The sequence below is a fragment of the Variovorax sp. CAN15 genome, from assembly GCF_030462475.1.
GTDB lineage: Bacteria > Pseudomonadota > Gammaproteobacteria > Burkholderiales > Burkholderiaceae_C > Variovorax.
On the sequence record NZ_JASMRZ010000017.1, the window covers coordinates 56,312 to 82,012 of the forward strand.

Annotated in this window: 28 protein-coding genes; 23 read left to right on the plus strand and 5 right to left on the minus strand. The window is 65.5% G+C overall.

Features of this window, described 5'->3' with window-relative positions:
- Nucleotide 1: 1 nt before the first annotated feature.
- Together QMO14_RS14140 and QMO14_RS14145 are read right to left on the minus strand one after the other, a co-directional pair.
- Nucleotides 2–775: an SAM-dependent methyltransferase gene (locus tag QMO14_RS14140; RefSeq protein WP_301507835.1), complete on the minus strand. Its 774-nt coding sequence runs from the start codon at nt 773–775 to the stop codon at nt 2–4.
- Between the two features lie 2 nt (nt 776–777).
- The gene (locus QMO14_RS14145; protein ID WP_301507836.1) at nt 778–1,359 is read right to left on the minus strand and encodes a Maf family nucleotide pyrophosphatase; all 582 of its coding nucleotides are present in this window, start codon (nt 1,357–1,359) and stop codon (nt 778–780) included.
- Between the two features lie 82 nt (nt 1,360–1,441).
- Between QMO14_RS14145 and QMO14_RS14150 the strand changes: the two genes are divergently transcribed.
- The 23 genes from QMO14_RS14150 (at nt 1,442) to QMO14_RS14260 (ending at nt 22,478) form a co-directional block, all read left to right on the plus strand.
- Nucleotides 1,442–1,999: a DUF177 domain-containing protein gene (locus tag QMO14_RS14150; RefSeq protein ID WP_301507873.1), complete on the plus strand. Its 558-nt coding sequence runs from the start codon at nt 1,442–1,444 to the stop codon at nt 1,997–1,999.
- Between the two features lie 164 nt (nt 2,000–2,163).
- On the plus strand, nt 2,164–2,346 hold the full coding sequence (rpmF, locus tag QMO14_RS14155) for a 50S ribosomal protein L32 (RefSeq protein WP_007830466.1): 183 nt from the start codon (nt 2,164–2,166) through the stop codon (nt 2,344–2,346).
- A 61-nt stretch (nt 2,347–2,407) separates the two neighbouring features.
- The gene (gene plsX, locus QMO14_RS14160) at nt 2,408–3,505 is read left to right on the plus strand and encodes a phosphate acyltransferase PlsX (RefSeq protein WP_301507837.1); all 1,098 of its coding nucleotides are present in this window, start codon (nt 2,408–2,410) and stop codon (nt 3,503–3,505) included.
- Nucleotides 3,505–4,482 carry a beta-ketoacyl-ACP synthase III gene (locus QMO14_RS14165; protein ID WP_301507838.1) on the plus strand — a complete coding sequence of 326 codons (978 nt, stop codon included), beginning with the start codon at nt 3,505–3,507 and terminating at the stop codon, nt 4,480–4,482. The genes plsX and QMO14_RS14165 overlap by 1 nt, the downstream gene beginning before the upstream one ends.
- A gap of 60 nt (nt 4,483–4,542) precedes the next feature.
- On the plus strand, nt 4,543–5,496 hold the full coding sequence (gene fabD / locus QMO14_RS14170; RefSeq protein WP_301507839.1) for an ACP S-malonyltransferase: 954 nt from the start codon (nt 4,543–4,545) through the stop codon (nt 5,494–5,496).
- A gap of 27 nt (nt 5,497–5,523) precedes the next feature.
- On the plus strand, nt 5,524–6,267 hold the full coding sequence (gene fabG / locus QMO14_RS14175) for a 3-oxoacyl-ACP reductase FabG (protein WP_093205043.1): 744 nt from the start codon (nt 5,524–5,526) through the stop codon (nt 6,265–6,267).
- Nucleotides 6,268–6,366: 99 nt separating this feature from the next.
- The gene (gene acpP / locus QMO14_RS14180; protein WP_007830471.1) at nt 6,367–6,606 is read left to right on the plus strand and encodes an acyl carrier protein; all 240 of its coding nucleotides are present in this window, start codon (nt 6,367–6,369) and stop codon (nt 6,604–6,606) included.
- Between the two features lie 102 nt (nt 6,607–6,708).
- Complete coding sequence (gene fabF / locus QMO14_RS14185; RefSeq protein ID WP_301507840.1) at nt 6,709–7,953, plus strand: beta-ketoacyl-ACP synthase II; 1,245 nt, start codon at nt 6,709–6,711, stop codon at nt 7,951–7,953.
- A 13-nt stretch (nt 7,954–7,966) separates the two neighbouring features.
- Nucleotides 7,967–8,452 (plus strand): hypothetical protein, encoded by a 486-nt coding sequence (locus QMO14_RS14190; RefSeq protein ID WP_301507841.1) that lies wholly within the window; start codon nt 7,967–7,969, stop codon nt 8,450–8,452.
- Nucleotides 8,453–8,462: 10 nt separating this feature from the next.
- Nucleotides 8,463–9,134, plus strand: a complete 672-nt coding sequence (gene rpoE, locus QMO14_RS14195) for an RNA polymerase sigma factor RpoE (RefSeq protein ID WP_301507842.1) — start codon at nt 8,463–8,465, stop codon at nt 9,132–9,134.
- A 17-nt stretch (nt 9,135–9,151) separates the two neighbouring features.
- Nucleotides 9,152–9,826, plus strand: coding sequence for a sigma-E factor negative regulatory protein (locus tag QMO14_RS14200; protein ID WP_301507843.1), 675 nt, complete (start codon nt 9,152–9,154; stop codon nt 9,824–9,826).
- Between the two features lie 43 nt (nt 9,827–9,869).
- On the plus strand, nt 9,870–10,940 hold the full coding sequence (locus QMO14_RS14205; protein WP_301507844.1) for a MucB/RseB C-terminal domain-containing protein: 1,071 nt from the start codon (nt 9,870–9,872) through the stop codon (nt 10,938–10,940).
- Nucleotides 10,941–11,033: 93 nt separating this feature from the next.
- Nucleotides 11,034–12,515, plus strand: coding sequence for a DegQ family serine endoprotease (locus QMO14_RS14210; RefSeq protein ID WP_301507845.1), 1,482 nt, complete (start codon nt 11,034–11,036; stop codon nt 12,513–12,515).
- A 521-nt stretch (nt 12,516–13,036) separates the two neighbouring features.
- Nucleotides 13,037–14,848: a translation elongation factor 4 gene (gene lepA, locus QMO14_RS14215; RefSeq protein WP_301507846.1), complete on the plus strand. Its 1,812-nt coding sequence runs from the start codon at nt 13,037–13,039 to the stop codon at nt 14,846–14,848.
- Nucleotides 14,849–14,855: 7 nt separating this feature from the next.
- A complete protein-coding gene (lepB, locus tag QMO14_RS14220) occupies nt 14,856–15,827 on the plus strand; it encodes a signal peptidase I (RefSeq protein WP_301507847.1) in 972 nt (323 codons plus the stop codon).
- 42 nt (nt 15,828–15,869) lie between these two features.
- The gene (locus QMO14_RS14225) at nt 15,870–16,238 is read left to right on the plus strand and encodes a DUF4845 domain-containing protein (protein ID WP_301507848.1); all 369 of its coding nucleotides are present in this window, start codon (nt 15,870–15,872) and stop codon (nt 16,236–16,238) included.
- A gap of 17 nt (nt 16,239–16,255) precedes the next feature.
- Nucleotides 16,256–16,942: a ribonuclease III gene (gene rnc, locus QMO14_RS14230; RefSeq protein WP_301507849.1), complete on the plus strand. Its 687-nt coding sequence runs from the start codon at nt 16,256–16,258 to the stop codon at nt 16,940–16,942.
- Between the two features lie 8 nt (nt 16,943–16,950).
- Nucleotides 16,951–17,925: a GTPase Era gene (gene era / locus QMO14_RS14235; protein ID WP_301507850.1), complete on the plus strand. Its 975-nt coding sequence runs from the start codon at nt 16,951–16,953 to the stop codon at nt 17,923–17,925.
- 129 nt (nt 17,926–18,054) lie between these two features.
- Nucleotides 18,055–18,825, plus strand: coding sequence for a DNA repair protein RecO (recO, locus tag QMO14_RS14240; protein WP_301507851.1), 771 nt, complete (start codon nt 18,055–18,057; stop codon nt 18,823–18,825).
- Nucleotides 18,822–19,619 carry a pyridoxine 5'-phosphate synthase gene (locus QMO14_RS14245; protein WP_301507852.1) on the plus strand — a complete coding sequence of 266 codons (798 nt, stop codon included), beginning with the start codon at nt 18,822–18,824 and terminating at the stop codon, nt 19,617–19,619. The genes recO and QMO14_RS14245 overlap by 4 nt, the downstream gene beginning before the upstream one ends.
- 13 nt (nt 19,620–19,632) lie before the next feature.
- A complete protein-coding gene (acpS, locus tag QMO14_RS14250; protein ID WP_301507853.1) occupies nt 19,633–20,025 on the plus strand; it encodes a holo-ACP synthase in 393 nt (130 codons plus the stop codon).
- A complete protein-coding gene (gene nagZ / locus QMO14_RS14255) occupies nt 20,022–21,122 on the plus strand; it encodes a beta-N-acetylhexosaminidase (protein ID WP_301507854.1) in 1,101 nt (366 codons plus the stop codon). The genes acpS and nagZ overlap by 4 nt, the downstream gene beginning before the upstream one ends.
- A 6-nt stretch (nt 21,123–21,128) precedes the next feature.
- Nucleotides 21,129–22,478, plus strand: a complete 1,350-nt coding sequence (locus tag QMO14_RS14260; RefSeq protein ID WP_301507855.1) for a galactosyl transferase GMA12/MNN10 family protein — start codon at nt 21,129–21,131, stop codon at nt 22,476–22,478.
- Nucleotides 22,479–22,487: 9 nt separating this feature from the next.
- Here the strand turns inward: QMO14_RS14260 and QMO14_RS14265 are convergent, their stop codons facing one another.
- The 3 genes from QMO14_RS14265 to QMO14_RS14275 form a co-directional block, all read right to left on the minus strand.
- Entirely contained in the window at nt 22,488–24,434 is a 1,947-nt protein-coding gene (locus QMO14_RS14265; RefSeq protein WP_301507856.1) for a glycosyltransferase family A protein, read from the minus strand.
- Nucleotides 24,435–24,465: 31 nt separating this feature from the next.
- Complete coding sequence (locus tag QMO14_RS14270; RefSeq protein WP_301507857.1) at nt 24,466–25,092, minus strand: hypothetical protein; 627 nt, start codon at nt 25,090–25,092, stop codon at nt 24,466–24,468.
- A gap of 71 nt (nt 25,093–25,163) precedes the next feature.
- Nucleotides 25,164–25,697: a YgjP-like metallopeptidase domain-containing protein gene (locus tag QMO14_RS14275; RefSeq protein WP_301507858.1), complete on the minus strand. Its 534-nt coding sequence runs from the start codon at nt 25,695–25,697 to the stop codon at nt 25,164–25,166.
- Between the last annotated feature and the right edge of the window lie 4 nt (nt 25,698–25,701).

Here is a 25,701-nt window from a genome sequence, read left to right on the forward strand (position 1 = left end):
GTCAGCGGCCGATCGCGAACACGGCGGGCAGGCGTTCGTCTGTCGTGGGCTGGGGCTTCGCGGCGCGCCAGGACTTGACCGTCTCGCTGCGCACATTGGCGGTGGCGAGCGTCAGGCCGCGCGCGACGGCGAGGCGGGTGTTGTGCTGCAGCGTCTGGATCAGCGCCTGCAGCAGCGCGGCGTTGCGGTAGGGTGTCTCGATGAAGAGCTGCGTCTGGCCCGACTTGAGCGCCAGCGCCTCGAGCTCGCGGATGCGGGCCTGGCGCTCGCCGGCGTCCTGCGGCAGGTAGCCGACGAAGGCGAAGTTCTGGCCGTTGAGCCCGCTCGCGGCCAGCGCGAGCAGCAGCGAGACGGGGCCGCTAAGCGGCACCACGGTGAGGCCCAGGTCGTGCGCGGCGCGCGCCACCGACGAGCCTGGATCGGCCACGGCCGGCATGCCGGCTTCGCTCAGCAGGCCGACATCGTGGCCTTCGAGCGCGGCGGCAAGCAGGGGACGGGCGTCGAACTGGCCAGCGTGATCGCCCTTCTTGTGCACTTCGCGCGGCAGCTCCTGGATGTTCTGCGCCTGCAGGGGCGCGGCCAGCGGCGCGACGGCGTCGATGCGCTTCAGGTAGGCGCGAGCGGATTTGGCGTTCTCGCAGATCCAGTGCGTGATGCCGGCGGCCGTCTGCAGGGTGCCCAGCGGCAGTGCGTCCTGCAGCGGGGCTTGCGTCTCGCAGCCGAAGTCGAGCGGCGCGGGGACGAGATAGAGCCTGCCCTTTTCCCTCTGTGTCATCGTCATAGGAGGTCGACCCCCGCGGCGCGCAGCATCCGGCAGGTTCTTATCAGTGGCAGGCCGACCAGCGCGGTCGGGTCGTCGCTGTCGATGGCATCCAGCAGCGCGATGCCCAGGCCTTCGCTTTTTGCGCTTCCGGCGCAGTCGTAGGGCTGTTCGGCCTGCAGGTAGTGCTCGATGGCGGCGTCGCCGAGGTCGCGGAACACCACGCGCACGGGCGCGATGTCGCGCTGGACGAAGCCCGTGGCCTTGCAGACGACGGCCACGGCGGTCTGGAAGATCAGCGTCTGGCCGCGCATGCGGCGCAACTGGGCGGTGGCCCGTTCGTGGTCGCCGGGTTTGCCCAGCGCTTCGCCAGCGAGGTCGGCCACCTGGTCCGAGCCGATGACCACGGCTTCGGGGAAGCGGGCGGCCACGGCATTGGCCTTTTCGAGCGCGAGGCGGACGGCGAGGTCGTGCGGCGTTTCGCCGGGCAGGGGTGTTTCGTCTACTTCCGGCGAGTGCACGTCGAAGGGCAGGCGCAGGCGGGTGAGCAATTCGCGGCGATAGCGCGAGGTAGAGGCAAGGATCACGGTGCGTTGCATGGCGACGATTGTGCGTGAGCTGCCCAAAACCCTCAGGCATGCCCCATGCCGGCAGGGCGGCCGGCGCGCTAGACTGGCGCGGATGAAGAGAGAATTCGCCCCCGAAAGGCTCAATGTGCCCGGCTTCGCCGCCGCTGGCGCCACGATGGAAGCCGCAGATCCGGTTCCGAAATACGTACGCCTGATCGCCGAACTGGCTGCTCCCGCTCCCGATGCGGTGGTGAACTGGACGGCCCACGGCGAAGACCGCCCCGGCGCTGACGGAAAGCCCGTGCCCTGGCTGCATCTGGAAGCGGAGGCCGTCGTGCCGCTGGTTTGCCAGCGTTGCCTGTCGCCGGTAGATACATCGCTTACCGTGGACCGCTGGTTCCGCTTCGTGGCCAACGAGGAGGTTGCCGAGGCGGAAGACGAGGAATCCGAGGAAGACCTGCTCGTCGTGAGCCGGGATTTCGATCTGCACGCCCTGATCGAGGACGAGCTTCTGATGGAAATTCCCGTCATGCCGGCCCACGACGTCTGCCCCACGCCGGTGCAGCTTTCGTCCAGCGACGAGGACTTCCAGGCCGCAGAAGAGGCCAAACCGAACCCCTTCGCAGTGCTCGGCGCGTTGCGTTCGCGCAAGCCGGAAGAGGGGAAGTAGCCCTTTGCCTCAGGCTGGGCTATAATCATGGGCTTCGCGCGCGCCGCCGTGAGCAGCGATACACGAAACAACAACAGGGGCATTCCATACATGCCGCCAAGTTTTTTGTATTGCCACCGCTTGAGCCCGCATCCAGTCACCAACCTCACAGTCCAGGAGCCATCATGGCCGTCCAGCAAAACAAGAAGTCGCCTTCCAAGCGCGGCATGCACCGTTCCCACAATGCACTGGTCGTGCCCGGCATCGCCGTGGAGCCGACCACCGGCGAAACCCACCTGCGCCACCACATCAGCCCCAACGGTTTCTACCGTGGCCGCCAGGTGCTCAAGAACAAGTCCGAAGCCTGATCCCGCATCCCAAGGCCAAGGCCCGAAGCTACTTTTGCCGTAGCGTCGGGCCTTTGTTTTGATGGCTACGCCTTCTTTTCCCGAAAACACCGCTGCGCCTTCCGCAATCACGCTCGCCGTGGATTGCATGGGGGGTGACCATGGGCCGCGCGTCACGCTTGCGGCCTGCCGCGCGTTTCTCGAGCGGCACAGCGACGCCTCCCTGCTGCTGGTCGGCGCGCCGGCCGCGCTGGCCGGGTTTGCCGCCCACCCGCGTGCCCGCATCGTTGCCGCCAGTGAAGTCGTGGGCATGGACGACCCAATTGAAATCGCCCTGCGCAAGAAGAAGGATTCTTCGATGCGCGTCGCGATCCAGCAGGTCAAGGACGGTGCCGCACAAGCGGCCGTCTCCGCTGGCAACACCGGTGCCCTGATGGCGATTGCGCGCTACCTGCTCAAGACGCTCGAAGGCATTGATCGCCCCGCGATCGCGCCCCAGCTTCCCAACGCCAAGGGTGGGGCGACGACCGTGCTCGACCTGGGCGCAAATGTCGATTGCGACGCTGAAGACCTGCTCCAGTTCGCCGTGCTCGGCTCGGCGCTGGTGTCGGCGCTCACCGGCAACGAAGCGCCTTCGGTCGGTCTGCTCAATATTGGCGAAGAAGCTATCAAGGGCAGCGAAACGATCAAAAAGGCAAGCCAACTGCTGCGTACAGCTGCCAACTCCAAGGATCTGAACTTCTACGGCAACGTGGAAGGCAACGATATCTTCAAGGGGACGACCGACATCGTCGTTTGTGACGGTTTCGTTGGAAATGTGGCGCTGAAGGCCAGCGAGGGCGTGGCCTCGATGATCGGCGAGTTCATTCGCGTCGAATTCTCGCGGAGTCTTTTTACCAAGATTGCGGCAATTGTTGCTTATCCGGTTCTAAAAGCGTTCAAAAGTCGCTTGGATCATCGTCGGTACAACGGTGCGGCCTTGTTGGGGCTGCGCGGGCTGGTTTTCAAGAGCCATGGCTCGGCTGACGAGGTGGCTTTCGGTCATGCGCTGGATCGCGCTTATGATGCCGCTCGCAACAACCTGCTCGATCGCGTGCGGGCCCGCATCGCCCACGCCGCGCCTTTGCTCGCGCGGCAGGAACCCGCGGCGCCGGTCGACGCGACGGCCCTTCACGTTTGATGACCCCTTATTCACGCATTACCGGCACTGGCAGCTACCTGCCTCCACGCCGCGTGACCAATGACGATCTCGCCAAGGATCTGGCTACGCGAGGCATCGAAACCTCCGACCAGTGGATCGTCGAGCGCACCGGCATTCATGCCCGGCATTTCGCCGCGCCCGATGTCACGAGCAGCGATCTCGGTCTCGAGGCGGCCCGGCACGCGCTGGAGGCTGCCGGCCGCAAGGCCAGCGACGTCGACCTGATCATCGTCGCCACTTCCACGCCCGACATGGTGTTCCCGTCGTCGGCCGCCATCCTCCAGAACAAGCTCGGCATTGCCGGCTGCCCTGCGTTCGATGTGCAGGCGGTCTGCAGCGGCTTCGTCTACGCGCTCACCGTCGCCGACGCGATGATCCGCACCGGCACAGCGCGGTGCGCGCTGGTGGTCGGTGCCGAAGTGTTCTCCCGCATCCTCGATTTCAACGACCGCACCACCTGTGTGCTGTTCGGCGACGGCGCGGGTGCCGTGGTGCTCGAAGCCAGCGAGGAGCCCGGCATTCTGGCCAGCGACCTGCATGCGGACGGCAAGCACGTCGGCATTCTTTGCGTGCCGGGTCATGTGTCGGGCGGTAATGTGCTGGGCACGCCGCTGCTGCACATGGACGGCCAGGCCGTCTTCAAGCTCGCGGTCCGCGTGCTCGAGGAAGCGGCGCGCGCCACGCTGGCCAAGGCCGGCAAGGTCGATGCCGACATCGACTGGCTCATTCCGCACCAGGCCAACATCCGCATCATGGAAGGCACCGCGAAGAAGCTGAGGCTTCCGCGCGAGAAGCTGATCGTCACGGTCAACGAACACGGCAACACCTCCGCCGCCTCGATTCCGCTGGCGCTCGACGAGGCTGTGCGCTCCGGCAAGGTGAAGAAAGGCGAAACGCTCATGCTCGAAGGCGTGGGCGGTGGCTTCACCTGGGGCGCGGTGCTATTGAATCTGTAGTTAGTGAGTGCGTTGCGGTGCCCCTGAGGGCGCCCGCAATGCGAGACGACGCATAAAACAATGAAATCCTTTGCATTTGTCTTTCCGGGTCAGGGCTCGCAGGCAGTCGGCATGCTCGACGCCTGGGGTGACCATCCGGCCGTGGCCGAAACGCTGCGCGAGGCCTCCGAGGCACTCGGCGAGGACGTCGGCGCGCTGATCAAGAACGGTCCGAAGGAAGAACTGGCGCTCACCACGAACACCCAGCCGGTGATGCTGGTGGCGGGTGTCGCCGCTTGGCGAGCCTGGCTGGCGGAAGGCGGCGCAACGCCATCCGTCGTGGCCGGCCATTCGCTCGGCGAATATTCGGCGCTGGTGGCTTCGGGCGTGCTGACGCTCGCGCAGGCCGCGCCGCTCGTGCGTTTTCGCGCGCAGGCGATGCAGCAGGCGGTGCCTGTCGGCGTCGGTGCGATGGCTGCGGTGCTCGGCATGGAGTCGGGCAAGGTGGTCGCGGGCTGCGCGGAAGCCACGGCCAGCTTCGGCGCCGGCAGCGCGGAAATCGTCGAGGCGGTGAACTTCAACGACCCCATGCAGACGGTGATCGCCGGCAGCAAGGCCGCCGTGGACAAGGCCTGCGAGCTGCTGAAGGCCAACGGCGCCAAGCGCGCGCTGCTGCTGCCGGTTTCGGCGCCGTTCCATTCGAGCCTGATGAAGCCCGCGGCGGAAGCGCTGCGCGAGAAACTGGCTTCGATCACGCTGGCCGCGCCGCAGATTCCGGTGCTGAACAACATCGACGTCGCCGTCGAAACCGACGCCGATCGCATCCGCGACGCCCTGGTGCGTCAGGCTGCGGGCCCGGTGCGCTGGGTCGAGAGCGTGCAGGCCTTGAAACTGCGCGGTGTAGCCGCCATCATCGAGTGCGGCCCTGGCAAGGTGCTGGCCGGCATGGTGAAGCGCATCGCCCCCGATCTGGAAGCCGCGTCGGTGTACGACCCGGCAACGCTCGCGGGCACCCGACAATCGCTCGCCGGCTGACCGGCGCAAGGCTCCCATACTTTTTCTATGAGCATTCCCAAATTCGAAGGGCAGGTTGCCCTGGTCACCGGCGCGACGCGCGGCATCGGCGCGGCGATCGCGCTGGAGCTGGCCCAGCGCGGCCTCAAGGTCGTGGGCACCGGCACCACCGACGACGGCGCGGCCAAGATCACTGCTGCCCTGAGCGCGTACGACGGCCGCGGCCGTGCGCTCGACGTCAATGACGGCGCCGCTGTCGAGGCGCTGATCGACGAGATCGTGCAGGCCTATGGCGCCATCCATGTGTTGGTCAACAACGCCGGCATCACGCGCGACACGCTCGCCATGCGCATGAAGGACAGCGACTGGGACGCGGTGCTCGACACCAATCTCAAGGCCGTCTTCTCCCTGTCGCGCGCGGTGATCCGCCCGATGATGAAGCAGCGCTACGGCCGCATCATCAGCATCACCAGCGTGGTGGGCGCTTCCGGCAACGCCGGCCAGGCCAACTACGCGGCCGCCAAGGCCGGTGTCGCGGGCATGACCCGTGCGCTGGCCCGCGAGCTGGGCAGCCGCAACATCACCGTCAACTGCGTCGCACCCGGTTTCATCGAGACCGACATGACGGCCAGCCTTCCCGAAGCCCAGCAACAGGCGCTGCTCCAGCAGATCCCGCTGGGCCACCTGGGAAAGCCGGCCGACATCGCGCACGCGGTGGCGTACCTCGCATCGCCCCAGGCGTCCTACGTCACGGGGCAGGAGCTGCACGTCAACGGCGGCATGCACATGTAGCCGCAAGGCGCAAGTTTTCTCCGCACCGGGGGCACGGCAAATGCCACAATGCGCCCGGCTAAAATCCACCGATTACCTACAACCCTCAGAGGGAACCAAATGAGCGATATCGAAGCACGTGTCAAGAAAATCATCGCCGAGCAACTCGGCGTGGAAGAGTCCCAGGTGACGAACGAAAAGGCTTTCGTGGCTGACCTCGGCGCCGACTCTCTCGACACGGTCGAACTCGTGATGGCACTCGAAGACGAATTCGGCATCGAAATTCCCGACGAAGATGCCGAGAAGATCACCACGGTGCAAAACGCCGTCGACTACGCCACCAAGAATCAAAAGGCCTGATCGGCCAGCTGACAACAACATTGCGACTGCGGCCGGCGGCTTTTTCTTGAACCGCACGCGCCGACAGGCAACTGTTCAGCGCTTTCAGAAAGGTTTGCCGGCATGACCAAACGCCGCGTCGTCGTTACCGGACTCGGTTGCATCGCTCCTGTCGGAAACACCGTTGCCGAATCCTGGGCCAACCTGTTGGCCGGGAAGTCGGGCATTGCGAACATCACCGCGTTCGATGCAAGCGCCTTCGCCTGCAAGTTCGCAGGTGAGGTCAAGGGTTTCGACATCACCCAATACATCTCGGAGAAAGAAGCGCGTCACATGGACCGCTTCATTCATCTGGGGCTTGCCGCCGCCGTCCAGGCGGTGCAGGACAGCGGACTGCCGACCGGCGAAGCGCTCTCCTATGAGCAGGCCGTGCGCATCGGATGCAACATCGGCTCCGGCATCGGCGGCCTGCCGATGATCGAGGAAACGCATGGCGAGCTGATGAACCGCGGCCCGCGCCGCGTGTCGCCGTTCTTCGTGCCGGCTTCGATCATCAACATGATCTCCGGCCACGTCTCGATCAAGTACGGCTTCAAGGGCCCGAACATCGCGGTCGTGACCGCCTGCACCACCGGCCTGCATGCCATCGGCACGTCGGCTCGCATGATCGAATACGGCGACGCCGATGTCATGATCGCTGGCGGTGCGGAGTCGACCATTTCCCCGCTCGGCATCGGCGGCTTCACCGCACCTCGCGCACTGAGCACCCGCAACGATGATCCGGCTACGGCCTCGCGCCCGTGGGACAAGGACCGTGACGGCTTCGTGCTGGGCGAGGGTGCCGGCGTGCTGGTGCTCGAGGAGTACGAACACGCCAAGGCTCGCGGCGCCAAGATCTACGCAGAGGTCGCAGGCTTTGGCCTGACGGGCGACGCGTATCACATGACCGCGCCCGACGTCGACGGCCCCCGCCGCTCGATGGCCATGGCGCTGTCGAACGCCGGCGTCAATGCCGACCAGGTGCAATACCTCAATGCGCACGGCACTTCCACGCAGATCGGCGACGTCAACGAGACCAACGCGGTCAAGCTGGCCTTCGGCGATCACGCGAAGAAGCTCGTCGTCAATTCGACCAAGTCCATGACCGGCCACCTGCTGGGCGGCGCGGGCGGCATTGAATCGGTGTTCACCGTGATGGCGCTGCACGAGCAGAAGAGCCCGCCGACCATCAACATCTTCAACCAGGATCCGGAGTGCGATCTCGACTACTGCGCCAACGAGGCGCGCGATCTGAAGATCGACGTCGCGGTCAAGAACAACTTCGGCTTCGGGGGCACCAACGGCACGCTGGTGTTCAAGCGCGCTTGAACGTCGCTCTTTCATGCACAGCGCGCCGTCGGTGACCTATCCGGTGGGGCGCTCGCGTGGCGCAACCCGGATCCTCGTCGCTCTCTGGGCGCTGGGCGCTCTTTGCGCGGGTGCATCCTGCTATCTTTTCGATAGCTTCGGATGGCGCCACCTCCTGCTGGTTCTCAGTGTCGTGTTCGCGGGTGTCGCCGCGGGCTTCGGGCTGCGGCAGGAGGGCGCAGGTGACTTGCACTTCGACGGCCTCCATTGGTCCCTGACGAGCAGCCACGCTTCGCGCGTTGTGCGTGCCGCGCGTGTATGCGCGGCGCTCGATTTTCAATCGCTGATGCTGCTGCGGCTCAGTGAGCCTGGGCGAGCCGGGCGCTGGATCTGGATCGAGCAGCGGGCCATGCCGGAGCGCTGGCGCGATTTGCGCCGAGCGGTATATTCGCGGCCCGCCGCCGCCGCCGCACACACGGCCGACCCTTGGCGCGCGACTGCTCCGGCTGACGCGCCCTGAACCTTCTTCGATGACCACTTCCCCGCCCGTGCCGCCGGATTCCGGCCTGACCGATGCGCCCGCCGTGGCGCCGCGTCCGGGCGAGGTCGATTTCCAGCTGGTCCAGCGCACCGTCGCAGGAGACCAGAAAGCCTTTGAACTGCTGGTCATCAAGTACCAGCGCCGCATCGAGCGCCTGATCGGGCGGATGGTCCGGGATGTCGACCTCATCGAGGACATCGCGCAGGAAACCTTCATTCGCGCCTACCGCGCGCTGCACCAGTTCCGCGGCGAGGCGCAGTTCTATACCTGGCTCTACCGGATCGCCGTCAACACCGCCAAGAAGGCGCTGGTGGACATGAAGCGCGATCCGACCATCTCCGAGGCGGCCTTGAGGCCTTCTTCCGAGGACGAGGATGAAACTTACCGTCCCGGAAACGAACCAACCACCGACGAAACCCCCGAATCGGTCCTGGCAGCGAACGAAATCGCCGCTGCCGTCGAAGCCGCCATGGAAGCGCTCCCCGCCGAGCTGCGTCAGGCGGTCACGCTGCGCGAAATCGAGGGCATGAGTTACGAAGAGATTGCCGAGGTCATGGATTGCCCCATCGGCACGGTGCGTTCGCGGATTTTCCGGGCGCGCGAGGCCATTTCGGCCAGGGTCAAGCCCTTGCTGGACAACCAGTCCGGCAAGCGTTGGTAAGTAAGCAGGTGAATGAAATGAATCAGACGATGACGGTTCGGGAACAGGTGTCCGCACTTGCGGATGGTCATTTGCAGGGCGAGGCGTTCGCGCAAGCCATTGAAGCGATCAGCGCCGAAGGCGACTCGCGCGCAGCCTGGCAGGCCTACCACGTGGTAGGCGACGTGCTGCGCTCCGGCTCGCATTCGCCGTGCAGCGATACATCGGCATTCCTGGCGCGCTTCCAGCAACGGCTGGCGGCGGAACCCGTATTGGTTGCGCCCGAGCCGGCACCCGCCGCCGTGCCCTTGGCATTGCCGGGGCAACGCAGGGTAGAGGCGGCCAACGAGCCGGTGTTCCGCTGGAAACTGGTGGCTGGTGCCGCATCGCTGATGGCCGTCGCCGCGATCAGTTGGACGCTGGTCGGCAACGGCTCGGCCGTGCCGCAACAAGGTGGCGCGCAACTGGCCTCGGTGCAGCAGCCGGCGCCGGCCGCCAATTCGGTGCTGGCGGCGGCTGCCGCCAATGGCCCACAGGCTGTGAGCAACACGCTGACCCCGACCCGCGTGATCGTGGGCAACGGCAATCCTCAGGTCATGCTGCGCGATCCGCGTCTCGATCAACTCCTGGAGGCACACCAGCAGGCTGGCGGCGCTTCGCAAATGCCTTCCGGCTTCCTGCGCAATGCCACTTTCGAGGGCCCGACGCGCTGATGAGCGCGCGCACCACCCTTCGCCGCCCGTAATGACCGTTTCGATGCCGATCTCCGCTCGCGCCTTCGTGCTTGTGTTTGCTGTCTTCTGCTTGGCGCAGGCTGCCACCGGGCAGACCCGCTCGGGCACCGCGAATGCGAAGAGTGCTGCAAACGCGCAGACGGACGAGCCACCGGCCATGAACGTGACCGAATGGCTGCAGCGCATGCATGCCGGCGCGCGCCAGCGCAACTACGTGGGCACCTTCGTGGTGTCGGCGCCTGGCGGCGACCTGTCGAGCGCACGCATCTGGCATGTGCGTGACGGCGAACACCAGATCGAGCGCATCGAGGCCCTGACGGGGCCGCCGCGCTCGACCTTCCGGCGCAATCGCAACGTCATGACCTTCCTGCCGGAGGCGAAGGTGGTGAAGGTCGAGAAACGCGAGAACCTCGATCTCTTCCCGAACCTGCCGGACAAGCCCGATTCCTCGATCGGCGACTTCTACGACGTGCGCACGATCGGCAAGGATCGCGTCGCCGGCTTCGACGCCGACGTGGTACAGCTAGTGCCGCACGACGGGCTGCGCTTCGGCTATCGCATCTGGAGCGAGCGCCGCTCGGGCCTCGTGGTGAAGTTGCAGACCGTCGACAGCGACTCCCGCGTGGTGGAGCAGTCGGCCTTCTCCGAGCTTCAGCTCGACGCGCCGGTAAAGGCGCAGGCGCTGGTGCAGATGATGTCCAACACCGCGGGCTACCGGGTCGAGAAGCTCGAACTCGAACGCAGCAATGCGCAGGATGAAGGCTGGACCCTGCGCACGCCCGTGGCCGGATTCAAGCCCCGAAGCTTCTTCCGCCGCCCCACCACAGGCGACGACGGCAGCGGCAAGGCAAAGCAGCAGGATGCGGCCACGGTCCAGTGGACCTTCTCCGATGGCCTGGCCTCGGTGTCGCTCTTCATCGAACGCTACGACCCTGCTCGCTCGCCCCGCGACGGTGTGCTGACTATCGGCGCGACCAACGCGATCCGCCGCCGCCTGCCCGAGCCGGCGAGCGACTGGTGGCTGACCGCGGTCGGCGAAGTGCCCCAGCAGACGCTCAACGCATTCGCACAAAGCCTCGCTCGCACGCGCTGAGTGGCCTGAGAAGCGCCAATTGCGCTGAACCAAGCTCACGGCGCAGACTCATAGACCTGTTTTTCGCCGCTCTGTTCTTTTGAAAGAAAACCGATGATCTTCAAAGTCGAGGGACACAAGTTTCGTTCCGGCCTGCTGGCATGCGCACTCGCACTGACCGCCGGCGCCGCATTCCTTCCCGTCGAGCCGGCCCACGCGCAGACGCGCACGCTGCCCGACTTCACCGACCTGGTCGATCAGGTCGGCCCCTCCGTCGTCAACATCCGCACCGTCGAGAAGGTCGCACAGCGCGGCGGCAATGGCGAGATGGACGAGGAAATGCAGGAGTTCTTCCGCCGCTTCTTCGGCCAGCCGCTGCCCGGCGTGCCGCGCCAGGGCCCGCGCCAGAACCGCCCGCAGCAGCCGCAGGAAGAAGAGCGTCCGCGCGGTGTTGGCTCCGGTTTCATCCTCACGCCCGATGGCTATGTGATGACCAATGCACACGTGGTCGAGGACGCCTCCGAGGTGCTGGTCACCCTGCCCGACAAGCGCGAGTTCAAGGCCAAGATCGTCGGCGCCGACAAGCGCACCGACGTCGCCGTCGTGAAGATCGAGGCGACCGGCCTGCCGGCCGTGAAGGTCGGCGACATCTCCAAGCTGCGCGTGGGCGAGTGGGTGATGGCCATCGGCTCTCCCTTCGGCCTCGAAAACACCGTCACCGCCGGCATCGTGAGCGCCAAGCAGCGCGACACCGGCGAATATCTGCCGTTCATCCAGACCGACGTGGCCATCAACCCGGGTAACTCGGGCGGCCCGCTGATCAACATGCGCGGCGAGGTGGTCGGCATCAACAGCCAGATCTATTCGCGCTCGGGCGGCTTCATGGGCATCTCGTTCTCGATTCCGATCGACGAGGCGATTCGTGTGAGCGATCAGTTGCGTACTTCGGGCCGCGTTTCGCGTGGCCGTATCGGCGTGCAGATCGACCAGGTCACGAAGGACGTGGCCGAGGCCATCGGCCTGGGCAAGCCGCAGGGCGCGCTGGTGCGCGGCGTCGAGGCCGGCTCGCCGGGCGAGAAGGCCGGCGTGGAGCCGGGCGACGTGATCACCAAGTTCGACGGCAAGGCCATCGAGAAGCCGAGCGACCTGCCGCGCCTGGTGGGCAATACCAAGCCGGGCACGAAGAGCACGCTCACCGTGTTCCGCCGCGGTGCCTCGCGTGACCTCAGCGTGACCATTGCCGAGATCGAGCCCGACAAGCCCGGCAAGCGCGCGAGCGATCGCGACGAGCCGGCACAGAAGCCGCCGGCATCCGCCGCCGCCAAGTCGCTGGGCCTGGCCGTGAGCGATCTCACCGATGCGCAGAAGAAGGAGCTGAAGGTGAAGGGCGGCGTGAAGGTCGATGCCGCCACCGATGCCGCGGCCCGTGCGGGCCTGCGCGAGGGCGACATCATCATGGCGGTCGGCAACATCGAGATATCGAATGCGCGCGAGTTCGAGTCCGCCGTGGGCAAGTCCGACAAGAGCAAGGCGCTCAGCGTGCTGTTCCGCCGTGGCGATTGGGCGCAGTACGCGCTGATCCGGCAGACACGCTGATCCGGGTCTGGCGTCAAGTGGCCCCACCCGGTAGTCGGGTTTGGGGCCTTTTTTTGAGGTGTTTACGACGCTCCGGTCCCCGCCTTCAAAAAAATCGAGCGACCTGTAAAAGACGATTTTTGTTGGCGATCACTAACTTTTAAGAAGGCTAAGGACGGATTTCGGTAGAATAGGACACCCTTGGCGGTCGCTCGGCGCATAAGGAATGCTCCGGCCTTCACCATGCGAGATGTCAGATGGCAGTCCACCGGTGCTCCACAGATCGCCCACAAGTTGTTCAGCAATTACTTCACCGAGTCTGTGGATAACCTGTTTGTATCTTTGATGTTGTGGACCTGCAACGACCCCTTTGGACCCTGTTCCCGGATGTACGCGCCTCCCTTTTTGCCTACAATGAAGTTCCAACTACTGCAGTTGCCATTGCTTGTTGGTTCAGGGCGCGTCTCCAGAAGACGCGCCCTTTTTTCTTGCCTGTAGCACTCTGCGTGCGAGCCAATTCAAGTACTTAAGCGTTCCCGTTGATGAATCACATCAGAAATTTTTCGATCATTGCGCACATCGACCATGGCAAGTCGACGCTCGCAGACCGTTTGATCCAGCGTTGCGGCGGCCTCGCGGAGCGCGAGATGGAAGCGCAGGTTCTCGACTCGATGGACATCGAAAAAGAGCGTGGGATAACCATCAAGGCGCAGACGGCTGCGCTGCACTACAAGGCGCTCGACGGAAAGATCTACAACCTCAATCTGATCGACACGCCGGGCCATGTCGACTTCTCGTATGAAGTGAGCCGCTCGCTGTCCGCGTGCGAAGGCGCACTGCTCGTCGTCGATGCATCGCAAGGCGTCGAAGCGCAGACGGTGGCCAACTGCTACACCGCGCTGGACCTCGGCGTCGAAGTCGTGCCGGTGCTCAACAAGATGGACCTGCCGCAGGCCGACCCCGACAACGCGAAGGCGGAGATCGAAGACGTGATCGGCATCGACGCGTCCGATGCGATTCCCTGTTCCGCGAAGACCGGCATGGGCATCGACGAGATCCTCGAGGCGATCGTCGCCAAGGTGCCGCCGCCGCGCGGCAATCCAGACGCGGCGTTGCGCGCGATGATCATCGACAGCTGGTTCGACCCCTACGTCGGCGTCGTGATGCTGGTGCGCGTTGTCGACGGCCGCCTCGCCAAGGGCGAGCGCATCAAGATGATGGCCTCGGGCGCCTCCTACAACGCCGACAACCTCGGCGTGTTCACGCCCCATACCGAGCCGCGCCAGTCGCTCGAAGCGGGCGAGGTGGGCTTCATCATCGCCGGCATCAAGGAACTGCAGGCAGCGAAGGTCGGCGACACCGTCACGCTGATCCGCACGGGCACCGGTGGCGCGGCCGCCACCGCCAGCGAGCCGCTGCCGGGCTTCAAGGAAATCCAGCCGCAGGTGTTCGCGGGCCTCTACCCGACCGAAGCCAGCGAGTACGACTCACTGCGCGACGCGCTGGAAAAGCTCAAGCTCAACGACTCCTCGCTGCACTACGAGCCCGAGGTGAGCCAGGCGCTCGGCTTCGGCTTCCGCTGCGGCTTCCTCGGCCTGCTGCACATGGAAATCGTGCAGGAGCGCCTGGAGCGCGAGTTCGACCAGGACCTGATCACGACCGCGCCGAGCGTGGTCTATCAGGTGGTCAAGAACGATGGCGAAGTGATCATGGTCGAGAACCCGTCCAAGATGCCCGACGTGGGCAAGATGGCGGAAATCCGCGAGCCGATCGTCACCGTGCACCTGTACATGCCGCAGGAATACGTCGGCGCCGTCATGACGCTGGCCAACCAGAAGCGCGGCGTGCAGATGAACATGGCCTACCACGGCCGCCAGGTCATGCTGACCTACGAGATGCCACTCGGCGAGATCGTGCTCGACTTCTTCGACAAGCTCAAATCGGTGAGCCGCGGCTACGCCTCGATGGACTACGAGTTCAAGGAGTACCGCGCCTCCGACGTGGTGAAGGTCGACATCCTGCTCAACGGCGAGAAGGTCGACGCGCTCTCGATCATCGTGCACCGCTCCCAGTCGCAGTACCGCGGCCGGGCGGTGGCCTCGAAGATGCGCGAGATCATTTCGCGCCAGATGTTCGACGTGGCGATCCAGGCCGCCATCGGGGTGAACATCATTGCGCGTGAGACAATCAAGGCCCTTCGCAAGAACGTTCTGGCGAAGTGCTACGGCGGCGACATCACCCGCAAGAAGAAGCTGCTCGAGAAGCAGAAGGCGGGCAAGAAAAGAATGAAGCAGATCGGCTCCGTCGAGGTCCCGCAAGAGGCCTTCCTCGCCATTCTGCAAGTCGAAGACTGATCAAAAAATGGCATTCATCACCTCCCTGGTCCTCGCGGCTTTCGCCGCCTATGTCGGCGCCTGGTACTTCAACGCGATCGAAGGCAACTTCGCCTTGCTGCTGTTCCTGGCCACGGTGGTCACCGGCCTCTACTGGCTGGCCGAGCGCTTCTACTTCCTGCCGCGGCGCGAGCAGGCGGCCGCGAAGCTCGACGCCTCGCTGGCCGAGCGCAATGCGCGCCTGGCGGGGCAGGGCATCAACCAGGTCGACACGGTCGATGCCAAGGCAAGCGAGCGGCTGCTGATGCAGCCCTGGTGGCTCGACTGGACCGCCGGCCTGTTCCCGGTGATCCTGGTGGTGTTCCTGCTGCGCTCGTTCCTCTACGAGCCCTTCAAGATTCCGTCGGGCTCGATGATGCCCACGCTGCTGACCGGCGACCTGATCCTGGTCAACAAGTTCACCTACGGCTTGCGCCTGCCGGTCATCAACACCAAGATCACCGACGGCACGCCGCTCGCGCGCGGCGACGTGGTGGTGTTCCGCTACCCGCCCAAGCCGAGCATGGACTACATCAAGCGCGTGGTCGGCATTCCTGGCGACGAGGTGGCCTACCTGAACAAGAAGCTCACGATCAACGGCCAGCCGGTGCCGAAGGTGGCGGCCGCCGACTACCTCGACGGCGAATCGATGCGCCTGCTCAAGCAGTTCGACGAGGACCTGGGCGGCAAGCGGCACAAGATACTCAACGACGAAACCACGCCGTCCTTCATCCCCGGAGCCAGCGGTTTCAGCTTCCCTGGCATCGAGAACTGCCGCTACTCGGCCGAAGGCGTGGTCTGCAAGGTCCCGCCGGGCAACTATTTCATGATGGGCGACAACCGCGATAATTCGGCCGACTCGCGTTTCTGGGGCTTCGTGCCGGACAAGAACATCGTGGGCAGGGCCTTCTTTGTCTGGATGAACTTCGGCGACCTGGGACGCATCGGTCCGTTTCAATAAACAAGCATTCATCTGCAAGCACAGTTCGAGGGGTATGAGGGCATGAGAGCACATCGGTCCGTTCGCAGCAGCGCCGCGCAGCAACGTGGCATTTCGTTCATCGGCCTGGTGTTCGTCGCGGCCGTGCTCGGGTGCCTGGGCGTGGTCATCGCGCAGGTCATCCCGACGCTGATCGAGTGGCAGGCCATCGACAAGGCCGCCAACAAGGCCAAGGAAGGCACGACCGTGCCCGAGGTGCGCGCCATCTTCGATCGCGCCCAGGCCATCGACGACTTCAAGTCGGTCAGCGGCAAGGACCTCGACATCAAGAAGGTCGGCGACAAGGTGGTCGTTTCGTACTCGTACGAGCGCGAGATCCCGCTCTTCGGCCCGGCCTACCTCACGCTCAAGTACAAGGGCGAAACCCGCTGAACACGGCGCCTAAAAAGGTGGACGGCAGCCTGGCCGCGTTGCAGGCGCGCCTGCAGCACACCTTCTCCGACCCGCGGCTGCTGCAGCTCGCGCTCACGCACCGCAGCTTCTCGGCCGATCACAACGAGCGCCTCGAATTCCTCGGCGACTCGGTGCTGAACCTGGCGGTCTCGCACCTGCTCTACCAGCGCCTGTCGGCATTGCCCGAGGGCGATCTCTCGCGCGTGCGGGCCAACCTCGTCAAACAAGACACCCTGCATCGCCTGGCCGTGGGGCTGGCGCTGTCGCCGCTGCTGCGGCTCGGCGAAGGCGAGGCCCGCTCGGGCGGCCCGAACCGGCCGTCGATCCTGGCCGACGCGCTGGAGGCTCTGATCGGCGCGGTTTACCTCGACGCCGGCTTTGCCGCCGCCCAGGCGCTGGTGCACCGTCTCTATGAGTCGGTCGAGATCAACCCGCGCATGGAAGCCGCGGCCAAGGACCCGAAGACCGAATTGCAGGAATGGCTGCAGGGTCACAAAATGAAGCTGCCGGTGTACCGCGTTGCCGCCACACTGGGCGCGGCGCACAAGCAGACTTTCGATGTCGAGTGCGAGGTGCCCGAGCTGGGCCTTCGCGAACGCGGCATCGGTGGCTCGCGCCGCGCCGGCGAGCAGGCTGCCGCGGCGGCCATGTTGATCCGGCTCAAGGCACGCGGCGCCGCGTGAATCCCAGAATGAACGATGCTATCAATCCCGTAGCGGAACCCGAAGACGCCGAAGGCGGCGAGGGTGCCGCTGGTCCCCAAGGTCCCCAGCACTGCGGCCTCATCGCCATCGTCGGCAAGCCCAACGTGGGCAAGTCGACGCTGCTCAACGCCCTGGTCGGCCAGAAGATCAGCATCACCTCGCGCAAGGCGCAGACCACGCGCCACCGCATCACCGGCATGCGCACGCTGGGCGCCACGCAGTTCGTGTTCGTCGACACGCCGGGCTTCCAGACCCTGCACGCCAACGCGCTGAACAAGTCGCTCAACAAGACCGTGCAGGGCGCGGTCGGCGACGTGGACCTGATCCTGTTCGTGGTCGAGGCCGGCAGCTTCACCCAGGCCGACGAGCGCGTGCTCAAGCTGCTCGGCAAGGGCATTCCGACGGTGCTGCTGGCCAACAAGCTGGACAACGTGCACCGCCGCGGCGACATCGCTCCCTGGCTGAAGAGCATGCAGGAGAAGCACGAGTTCGCCGAGTACGTGCCGATGTCGGCCAAGAACCCGAAGGACGTCGAGCGCCTGTTCGGCATCTGCGAAAAGTACCTGCCCGAGCAGCCCTGGTTCTACGACGAGGACGAGCTGACCGACCGCAGCGAGAAATTCCTCGCCGGCGAACTGGTGCGCGAGAAGCTGTTCCGCCTGACCGGCGACGAGCTGCCCTACACCTCCACCGTCGTCATCGACAAGTTCGACGAGGAGCCGCCCCAGAAGAAGGGCCAGAAGCGCCTGCTGCGCATCGCCGCCACCATCGTGGTCGAGCGCGACGGCCACAAGGCCATGGTGATCGGCGACAAGGGCGAGCGCATCAAGCGCATTGGCATGGAAACCCGCGTCGAGCTCGAGAAGCTGGCCGACGCCAAGGTATTCCTCGAGCTGTGGGTGAAGGTGCGCTCCGGCTGGGCCGACGACGAGGCCCGCGTGCGCTCCTTCGGCTATGAGTAGGCAAACCCCCAGGCTTGCTCGCTTCGCGTAGCCGCCAACCCCCTTGCAGGGGGCAATGCCAGTGGCCCGGCGAAGCCGGCTCCACGGCGTTTGCCGCCTTCAAGCCTCGATGCTCCATAGCGCACTGACATGGCCATCCACCGCGTTTCGCACGAGCCGGCTTATGTGCTCCACCGCTACGACTGGAGCGAGTCGAGCCTGATCCTCGAAGTCTTCACCCGGCACCACGGGCGCATCGCGCTCGTGGCCAAGGGGGCGAAGCGGCCGAGTTCCAACTTCCGTCCGGTGCTGCTGCCGCTGCAGCCGCTGCAGCTCAACTATGGTGGCGACGCCGAGATCCGCACGCTCAAGGGCGCCGAATGGATGGGCGGCCATGTGATGCCGACCGGCGAGGCGCTGCTGTCGGGCTACTACGTCAACGAGTTGCTGCTGCGTCTGCTGGCGCGCGACGACGCCCACGAGGCGCTGTTCGACGCCTATGCCGGCGTCGTGCAGGTGCTGGCGGGCGACCATGCCGGCGCGCAGGCCACGGCTCAGGCGGCCGCGCTGCGCGCCTTCGAGCTGCTGCTGCTGCGTGAAGTCGGCCTGCTTCCGTCGCTCGACACCCAGACCCTCACCCTGGAGCCGCTTGCCGGCGAGGCGCGCTACAGCCTCGTTCCCGAAGCCGGCCTGCGCCAGGCCGGCGACGACGAAGCCGCGCTGACCGGCGCCGACTGGCAGGCCCTGCAGGCCGTGCTGGACGACCGCGCGCCATTTACCGCCACCTTGCGTGAAATTGCCACCATGAACGCCGGCAGCAACAGTGCCCTGCGAAACCAGTTGCGCGCCTTGCTCAACTACCATTGCGGCGTGTCCACGCTGCGAACGCGGCAAATGATGAGAGACCTGCAAGCACTATGAGCACTCCGGGCCAAGCCGGCGCCAACGCCGCCACCTCGCTGTCCGTCAACCTCAACAAGGTCGCCCTGGTGCGCAACACGCGCCATCTGGGCATTCCGAGCGTGGTGAAGGCCGCGCAGGCCTGCCTGGCCGCCGGCGCGCACGGCATCACGGTGCACCCGAGGCCGGACGCCCGACACATCCGCGCTCACGACGTGAGCGATCTTTCCGCGCTGCTCGCCAAGGACTGGCCGGCCATCGAGTTCAACATCGAGGGCAACCCCTTCCAGAACCTGATGGACTTCGTGCGCACCCTCAAGCCGCACCAGGCCACCTTCGTTCCCGACAGCGAAACCCAGTCGACCAGCGACCATGGCTGGACCTTCCCCGACGACGCCGAGCGCCTGCGTCCGCTGATCGCCGAAGCCAAGGCGCTGGGCGTGCGCGTCAGCCTGTTCATGGACCCGATTCCCGAGATGATGGCCGCCGTCAAGGCCGTGGGTGCCGACCGGGTCGAGCTCTACACCGAAGGCTACGCGGCCTCGCGCGGCACGCCGAACGAGCAGGCCGTGCTCGCGCGCTATGCCGAGACGGCGCGCGCGGCCATTGCGGCAGGCCTCGGCGTCAATGCCGGACACGACCTGAGCCGCGACAACCTCACGGCCTTCCTGCGCGCCGTGCCGGGCGTGCAGGAGGTTTCGATCGGCCACGCCTTCGTCGCCGACGCGCTCGAGCTCGGCTACACGGCCGCCACGCGCGACTACCTGCGCTGCATCCGCGAGGCGCAGCAGCAACAAGAGCAGCAACAGCAATGAGCGCTGGCGCCGCATGATCTACGGCATTGGCACCGACATCTGCGACCTGCGTCGCATCGCCGCGACCTTCGAGCGCCAGGGCGAGCGCTTTGCCCGCAAGGTGCTGAGCGACGCCGAGTTCAAGGTCTGGGAGGCCCGCCGCGCGCGCTGGCCCAAGCGCGGCCTGAGTTATCTCGCCACCCGTTTTTCCGCCAAGGAGGCCTTCAGCAAGGCCATCGGGCTGGGCATGCGCTCGCCCATGAGCTGGCGGCTGTGCGAGATCGCCAACCTGCGCAGCGGCAAGCCCGTCATCGTGCTGCATGGCGGCCTGAAAGACTGGTTCGAGGCCCAGGGCCTCACCGCCCACGTGACCGTGACCGACGAAACCGAATACGCCGCGAGCTTCGTGGTGGTGGAGAAAACATGACGACCGCCGGGCTTGCCGAAGAACGCCCCCACGCGCCGCTGATCATCGACGTTGCCGGCACCGAACTCACCGATGCCGACCGCCGGCGCCTTGCCAACCCGCTCGTCGGCGGCGTGATCCACTTCGCCCGCAATTGGGAGGACCGCGCGCAGATGACCGCGCTCAACGCCGAAATCAAGTCGATCCGGCCCGACCTGCTGATCTGCGTCGATCACGAGGGCGGCCGCGTGCAGCGTTTCCGCACCGACGGTTTCACCCACCTGCCGTCGATGCGCGCGCTCGGCGAACTCTGGATGCGCGACGCCATGCGCGCCACCCAGGCCGCGACGGCGGTCGGGCAGGTGCTGGCGGGCGAGTTGCGTGCCTGCGGCGTCGACTTCAGCTTCGCGCCCGTGCTCGACCTCGACTACGGCGGCAGCAGCGTCATCGGCAACCGCAGCTTCCACCGCGACCCGCGCGTGGTCGCGCTGCTGGCCAAGAGCGTGATGCACGGCATGCTGCAGATGGGCATGCGCAACTGCGGCAAGCACTTCCCGGGACACGGCTTCGTGCATGCCGACTCGCACGTCGAGATTCCGGTGGACAAGCGTGGCCTCAAGGCCATCCTGGCCGATGATGCGAAACCGTACGACTGGCTGTCGGGCTCGCTCGCGGCGGTGATGCCGGCGCATGTGATCTATCCGAAGGTGGACAAGCGGCCGGCGGGGTTTTCCGCCAAATGGCTGAAGGAGACTCTCCGGCAGCGGATCGGCTTCGAGGGAGCGGTCTTCAGCGATGACCTGAGCATGGAGGCTGGGCGCTACATCGACGGCGAGCTGCTCAGCTTTGCCGACGCGGCGCTTGCTGCGCTGGAGGCCGGGTGCGACATGGCGATGCTTTGCAATCAGAGCGTCGGCGATGGGGTGCCGCTCGACGGATTGCTGCAGGGTTTCGCTGCGGCGCGGGATGCGGGGCGCTGGGTTGGCAAGCCGGACAGCGAAGCGCGTCGCAGGGCCTTGCTTCCCGACGCCTCGGCGCTGCCATGGACTGCGCTTGCAGGCTCGGCGCAGTACCGTGGCGCCAGGCGCACCCTCTTGCGCGATCGCCTGACGGAGTAGTCGCTCATGCCGCTGTGCCTCAGTTTCTTTCCGCGCAAGGACGAGGCCGTGTTGCGCAACCACGCGCACTATTGCCGGCGGTTCGGCTATCCGCACCAGTGGATCGAGGCCGATCGCATCCGTCACCCGGCATTGCGCGACAGCGCGAAATACAGCCAGATCCTGCGCCACCTGCGCGCGCTGCCGGAGAACGACTGGCTTCTGTTTCTCGATGGCGACTCGGTGGTGTTCCATCCGGTTGCCGTCGAAACACTGATGCAGGGGCGGGATTCGCTGGTCGTCGAAGGGCCTCCCAGTGGCGACCGACCCGGTCCGGCGATGACCAACATGATGGTGCTGCGCAATACGCCAGCCAACCGCGCCATGCTGCTCGGGCTGATGGACGATGCGGGCTATGTCATCGCACTGGTGAATCGCGCCGTCGATGAAGCCGCCCGACTGCGTCCGGCAGGCCTGCTCGGCTGCAACGCGACGGTCGGCGACATCTACGTCAACGTGTCGTGGCGCATTCCGCAGTGGTTCCTGGCGCGCATCTTCGTTGTCAACCTCGGGCCGCTGCCCATCGTGGCGCCGGAGGGCGGATGGCGCGAGATGCTGCTCCACGACCAGAACCTGCAAGACATGCTCGTGGCGCAGGTCAACAAAGCGCTGATCCACGGCCAGCCCGTGCTGCAGCCCGCGGCTTATCCGGCGCTGTCGGAAGAGCGGGTGTCGAGCTACAACGCCAGCGCCGACATCGCCTTCGTTACGCTCTACACGCACCACGTCGGAAGCTACGCACGGGTGTCCGAGCACAACGTGAAGCGCTATTGCGACAGGCACGGCTATGCGTACCACGTGTACCGTGCGATTCCCGAAGCCGTCGACGCCAGCATCGGCGGATCATGGGTGCGCAGCTGGCTGCTGCAGCAGCACATCGCGCATCACAAGTGGGTGATCTGGATCGACGCCGACGTGCTCTTCCTCAACCAGAGCCGCCGGATCGACGCCTTGCTCGAAGGGCGCGAGCTACTGCTCGCCAAGGACGTGGGCGGCTGGTCCTTCAATTCGGGCGTGATGGGTTTCCTGAACACCCAGGGCAACGCCGAGCTGCTGGCGCGCATCTGGCAGCGTATCGGCGAGGTTGACGACAAATCGGCGGTCTACAGCAGCCAGGGCGATCAGTACTACACCAACGAAGTGCTGTCCGGAGCGGGGCTGGTGAACGAGCAGGGCATCGTCGACAACCTGAGCATCAACACGCCACCGCACCTGGCTTCCGACGAAACCCTGCTGGTGCACTTCATCAATCTGGACGAGCCCTATCGTTCGGCTTACATGGCCTCGATGGATGCGCTGTCGCAGCGCCTGCGCTGACCGGGCCAGTTAGCCGTTCGCAGCATGCGGGTCGGTAGGGGCCACCGCCGACGCCAACCTGAAAACACGCACCGGCAACTGGCTGGATGCGGGTGCGAGGAACTGGGCGATCTCGGGCACCGTGAACTGGCGCTCCAGCCATTCCTTGTCCGCCAGGCCTGCATTGAAAAAGATCTGAAGCAGCCGCAAGGCCTCGTGCCGTAGCGCGCGCGTCAGCGTTTCCTGCTCGACCAGCTGCAGCGCCGGTGCCGCGGCCGGCTTGAAGCTCGCGCGCGCGAGGATCAGCAGCAGCTTCTCCGCGAAGTCGAGCACCGGCGGCCAGTAGAGGTCGTACAGCTTGGCGATCTCGTTCACATGCTCGACGCTCGATTGGGGAAGCAGATGGGCCAGAACCCGCGCGCGCGCCCGCGAGGCGAGCGTTGCCGCGCGGGCTGCATCGACGGAGCTGGTCGGCGTGGCCGGCTTGTGGAGAAGCTCGGGGATCACTGCAAAGCGCGCACCGGCGACTGCGCTCTTGCAAAGCATGTGGAAGTCGTCGTGCACCGTGAACTCGGGGTCGTGGCGCACGCCGCTGCGCTCCATGAAGCTGCGGCGCACCATGCAGGCCGACAGCAACAGCGGGCGCGGGCCGAAGAACTCCACGAGGATGTCCTGATGCCGCTCGGAGAACTCGAAGGGGCCTTCCTGCGTCTCGCACCAGGAGCCGACGATATCGATATCGGGACAAGCCTGGAGCAGCGCGGTCTGGCGTTGCAGGCGTTGCGGTGCTGGAACGTCGCCGACGTCGGCGAAGACGATGTAGTCGCCTTGAGCGTGCGCGAGCGCAAGGTTGCGGGCGGTGGCGCGGTCGAACGCGAAGGGCAGGGATACCAGCTGCGAACTGGCGATGCCCGATCCCGCCAGGATGGTCTCGAGACCGGCGGTGCCTGTCTGCCCAACCAGCACCAGGTGAATTTCCACCGCGGTCTGGGCCGCCCAGGTCCGAAGGCTCTGCTCCAGGCTTTCGGGTGAATCCCCGGCTGTCAGGCAAAGGGTGACGCGCGGTGGCGTTGCCGGCTCGGCGAAGCGGTCGGGTTGTTGTGCACGCCAACTCAGGAAGCGCTCGATGGCCGGCCCCACCAGAGGCGCAGCGAACGCGCTGGTGAAGATCGACAAGCCTTCGCGCTCGAGTCTCGCGCGCCGAGGTGCATCGGCAAGAAGTTGCTCAATCGTCTCAATGAGCTTCTCGTAGGGGGCGCCAACCACCGCCTTGCGGATCGACGCCTCGATCTCGCTGTCGGGATACAGCTCGCAGACCACCGCCTTGCGGTGCCGCAGCAGGATCGACAGCCGCGGCACCTCGACGATGCGCGACTCTTCCCAGTTATGGAGGTTGAGCACGATCTTCGCGCGGCGCATGAAGCCGTTGCGCTCTTCCAGCGTCCAGGCGCGCCCCCGGTTGACTTCGACCCGCAGCCCGCGCGCCATCAGCCCTTCGAGGATGTCGATGCGCCGGCGCGTCAGCGAGCCGAAGAAGACGACGTCGATGTCCTGCTGCTCGTCGGGCAGGATGTCTTCCAGCGGCATGATTTCTGCGGCGTCGGGCTCCCAGCCGAGCGCGACATAGTCCGCGTTGCGGTAGCCGAGCTGGCGATGCCGCTGGAAGTTCGTCTTGCTGTATTCCCAGAGATAGCAGCGTCTGAGCACCTCGAGGTACCGGTCGTTCCAGGCGTGCGTGCCATGCACCATCGGCTCGAAGTTGACGACGATGCAATCGGGATGATGCTGCTCGATGTGCTCCCATGGCACGTCCCAGAAGAAGAACAGGATGTTGATTTCACCCGGTTCGATGTAGCAGTGGGTGAAGCGGGTAGGGTAGCCGAGGCGTTCCGCCGCCAGCCTGAAGGCTTCGACGATGTCGCCGCAGGTCTCGTGCGAGGACAGCGATGTGAAGTTGAGCCGGGGCAGTGTCGTCATGGGGCGGCGCGCGGGGGGATGTCCGTTCGCTTCAGTAGTGGCCCAGTACGTTGACCTTGTGGTAGTGGTCCTTCAGCGCGGCATGCAGCTGCTGTGCCTGTGCGCGGGTTTCTTCATCGGCCTCCTTGCCTACGCCGAAGAAGTACAGGTCATGGCTGCTGCGGTCTTCGAAGAAGCCCCAGACCGAGAACCAGGCGTCGTGTTGCAGCAGGTCCGTGAAATCCGAGGCCGCGAGGTTGCGGTAGTAGTTCTGGCTCTTGCCGATGGTCAGTGGCGAATCGGAAGGGTTGAACTCCACCGTGCCGTGCTGGCGTCGGCCCTGTGTGGCGCAGGTCATGACGACGAGGCCGTCTTCCTTCACCAGGCGCAGCATGTTGAGCCAGGTCTTCTTCCACTGCGGGTTGTGCTCCATGGCCTCGCACGAGATGATGACGTCCGTGCCGTTCGCGGCGCCGCCATGGTTTTCGCCGTGGCAGACGAGGTCGACGTCCGGGCCTTCACCTACGTCGAGGCCCAGATAGTTGCAGTCCTGGAAGAACTCGCGGACCGAACCGTTGAGATTGAGGCTGCCGATCTCGATCACCGACCGCCCGGTGAAGTAGGACGGCAGGAACTGCTTCACGCCGGCGACGAAGAATCGTTGTTGGGGATGTGACATGAGCCTGGCTGCGTTGGATTGGCGTTGCGGCTGAAGCTCTCAGAGAGCAATGGAACACCCGCTGCGCGAAGTCATCCCTCGCCGGATGCGGAGGCTGCGGCATTTGTCCACAAGCGTTTTCCTCCCATGCCCAAGTGCTCCAGGTACAGCCGGAGATCGAACTCGAGGCGATGATAGTCCGGCTCCATGTGCATGCACAGCGCATAAAACGCCTTGTCATGCTCACGCTCCTTCATATGTGCCAACTCGTGCACAACAATCATCCTCAGCCACGCCAGCGGAACCTCCTTGAAGAGGCTGGCCACCCGGATCTCCCGCTTGGCCTTGAGCTTGCCGCCCTGCACACGCGACACGGTGGTGTGGGTGCCCAGCGCGTTGCGGATCACGTGCAGCTTGTTGTCGAACATCACCTTCGACAGCGGCTCGGCCTTGCGCATGAACTCGCTCTTGAGCTCGCTCACGTACCCATAGAGCGCCCGGTCGGTCTGGATGTCGTGCACGCCGCCCGGGTAGCGCTGGCCGAGGAGGGAGCCGAGCTTGTCTTCGGCGATGAGCTGGCGGACCTGCTCCAGCAAGGGTGCCGGGTAGCCCGCCAGGTACTTCATGGAA

Excerpts from the sequence above, each read along its gene's own strand:
- lepB (WP_301507847.1), top strand. The coding sequence starts at position 14,856 with ATGGCATTCATCACCTCCCTGGTCCTCGCGGCTTTCGCCGCCTATGTC.
- nagZ (WP_301507854.1), top strand. The coding sequence starts at position 20,022 with ATGACGACCGCCGGGCTTGCCGAAGAACGCCCCCACGCGCCGCTGATC.
- QMO14_RS14165 (WP_301507838.1), top strand. The coding sequence starts at position 3,505 with ATGACCCCTTATTCACGCATTACCGGCACTGGCAGCTACCTGCCTCCA.
- recO (WP_301507851.1), top strand. The coding sequence starts at position 18,055 with ATGGCCATCCACCGCGTTTCGCACGAGCCGGCTTATGTGCTCCACCGC.
- fabD (WP_301507839.1), top strand. The coding sequence starts at position 4,543 with ATGAAATCCTTTGCATTTGTCTTTCCGGGTCAGGGCTCGCAGGCAGTC.
- QMO14_RS14150 (WP_301507873.1), top strand. The coding sequence starts at position 1,442 with ATGAAGAGAGAATTCGCCCCCGAAAGGCTCAATGTGCCCGGCTTCGCC.
- QMO14_RS14245 (WP_301507852.1), top strand. The coding sequence starts at position 18,822 with ATGAGCACTCCGGGCCAAGCCGGCGCCAACGCCGCCACCTCGCTGTCC.
- plsX (WP_301507837.1), top strand. The coding sequence starts at position 2,408 with ATGGCTACGCCTTCTTTTCCCGAAAACACCGCTGCGCCTTCCGCAATC.
- QMO14_RS14210 (WP_301507845.1), top strand. The coding sequence starts at position 11,034 with ATGATCTTCAAAGTCGAGGGACACAAGTTTCGTTCCGGCCTGCTGGCA.
- lepA (WP_301507846.1), top strand. The coding sequence starts at position 13,037 with ATGAATCACATCAGAAATTTTTCGATCATTGCGCACATCGACCATGGC.
- QMO14_RS14190 (WP_301507841.1), top strand. The coding sequence starts at position 7,967 with ATGCACAGCGCGCCGTCGGTGACCTATCCGGTGGGGCGCTCGCGTGGC.
- QMO14_RS14270 (WP_301507857.1), bottom strand. The coding sequence starts at position 25,092 with ATGTCACATCCCCAACAACGATTCTTCGTCGCCGGCGTGAAGCAGTTC.
- QMO14_RS14145 (WP_301507836.1), bottom strand. The coding sequence starts at position 1,359 with ATGCAACGCACCGTGATCCTTGCCTCTACCTCGCGCTATCGCCGCGAA.
- QMO14_RS14200 (WP_301507843.1), top strand. The coding sequence starts at position 9,152 with ATGAATCAGACGATGACGGTTCGGGAACAGGTGTCCGCACTTGCGGAT.
- rpmF (WP_007830466.1), top strand. The coding sequence starts at position 2,164 with ATGGCCGTCCAGCAAAACAAGAAGTCGCCTTCCAAGCGCGGCATGCAC.
- acpP (WP_007830471.1), top strand. The coding sequence starts at position 6,367 with ATGAGCGATATCGAAGCACGTGTCAAGAAAATCATCGCCGAGCAACTC.
- QMO14_RS14140 (WP_301507835.1), bottom strand. The coding sequence starts at position 775 with ATGACACAGAGGGAAAAGGGCAGGCTCTATCTCGTCCCCGCGCCGCTC.
- QMO14_RS14260 (WP_301507855.1), top strand. The coding sequence starts at position 21,129 with ATGCCGCTGTGCCTCAGTTTCTTTCCGCGCAAGGACGAGGCCGTGTTG.
- era (WP_301507850.1), top strand. The coding sequence starts at position 16,951 with ATGAACGATGCTATCAATCCCGTAGCGGAACCCGAAGACGCCGAAGGC.
- fabF (WP_301507840.1), top strand. The coding sequence starts at position 6,709 with ATGACCAAACGCCGCGTCGTCGTTACCGGACTCGGTTGCATCGCTCCT.
- QMO14_RS14225 (WP_301507848.1), top strand. The coding sequence starts at position 15,870 with ATGAGAGCACATCGGTCCGTTCGCAGCAGCGCCGCGCAGCAACGTGGC.
- fabG (WP_093205043.1), top strand. The coding sequence starts at position 5,524 with ATGAGCATTCCCAAATTCGAAGGGCAGGTTGCCCTGGTCACCGGCGCG.
- QMO14_RS14265 (WP_301507856.1), bottom strand. The coding sequence starts at position 24,434 with ATGACGACACTGCCCCGGCTCAACTTCACATCGCTGTCCTCGCACGAG.
- rpoE (WP_301507842.1), top strand. The coding sequence starts at position 8,463 with ATGACCACTTCCCCGCCCGTGCCGCCGGATTCCGGCCTGACCGATGCG.
- QMO14_RS14275 (WP_301507858.1), bottom strand. The coding sequence starts at position 25,697 with ATGAAGTACCTGGCGGGCTACCCGGCACCCTTGCTGGAGCAGGTCCGC.
- acpS (WP_301507853.1), top strand. The coding sequence starts at position 19,633 with ATGATCTACGGCATTGGCACCGACATCTGCGACCTGCGTCGCATCGCC.
- QMO14_RS14205 (WP_301507844.1), top strand. The coding sequence starts at position 9,870 with ATGCCGATCTCCGCTCGCGCCTTCGTGCTTGTGTTTGCTGTCTTCTGC.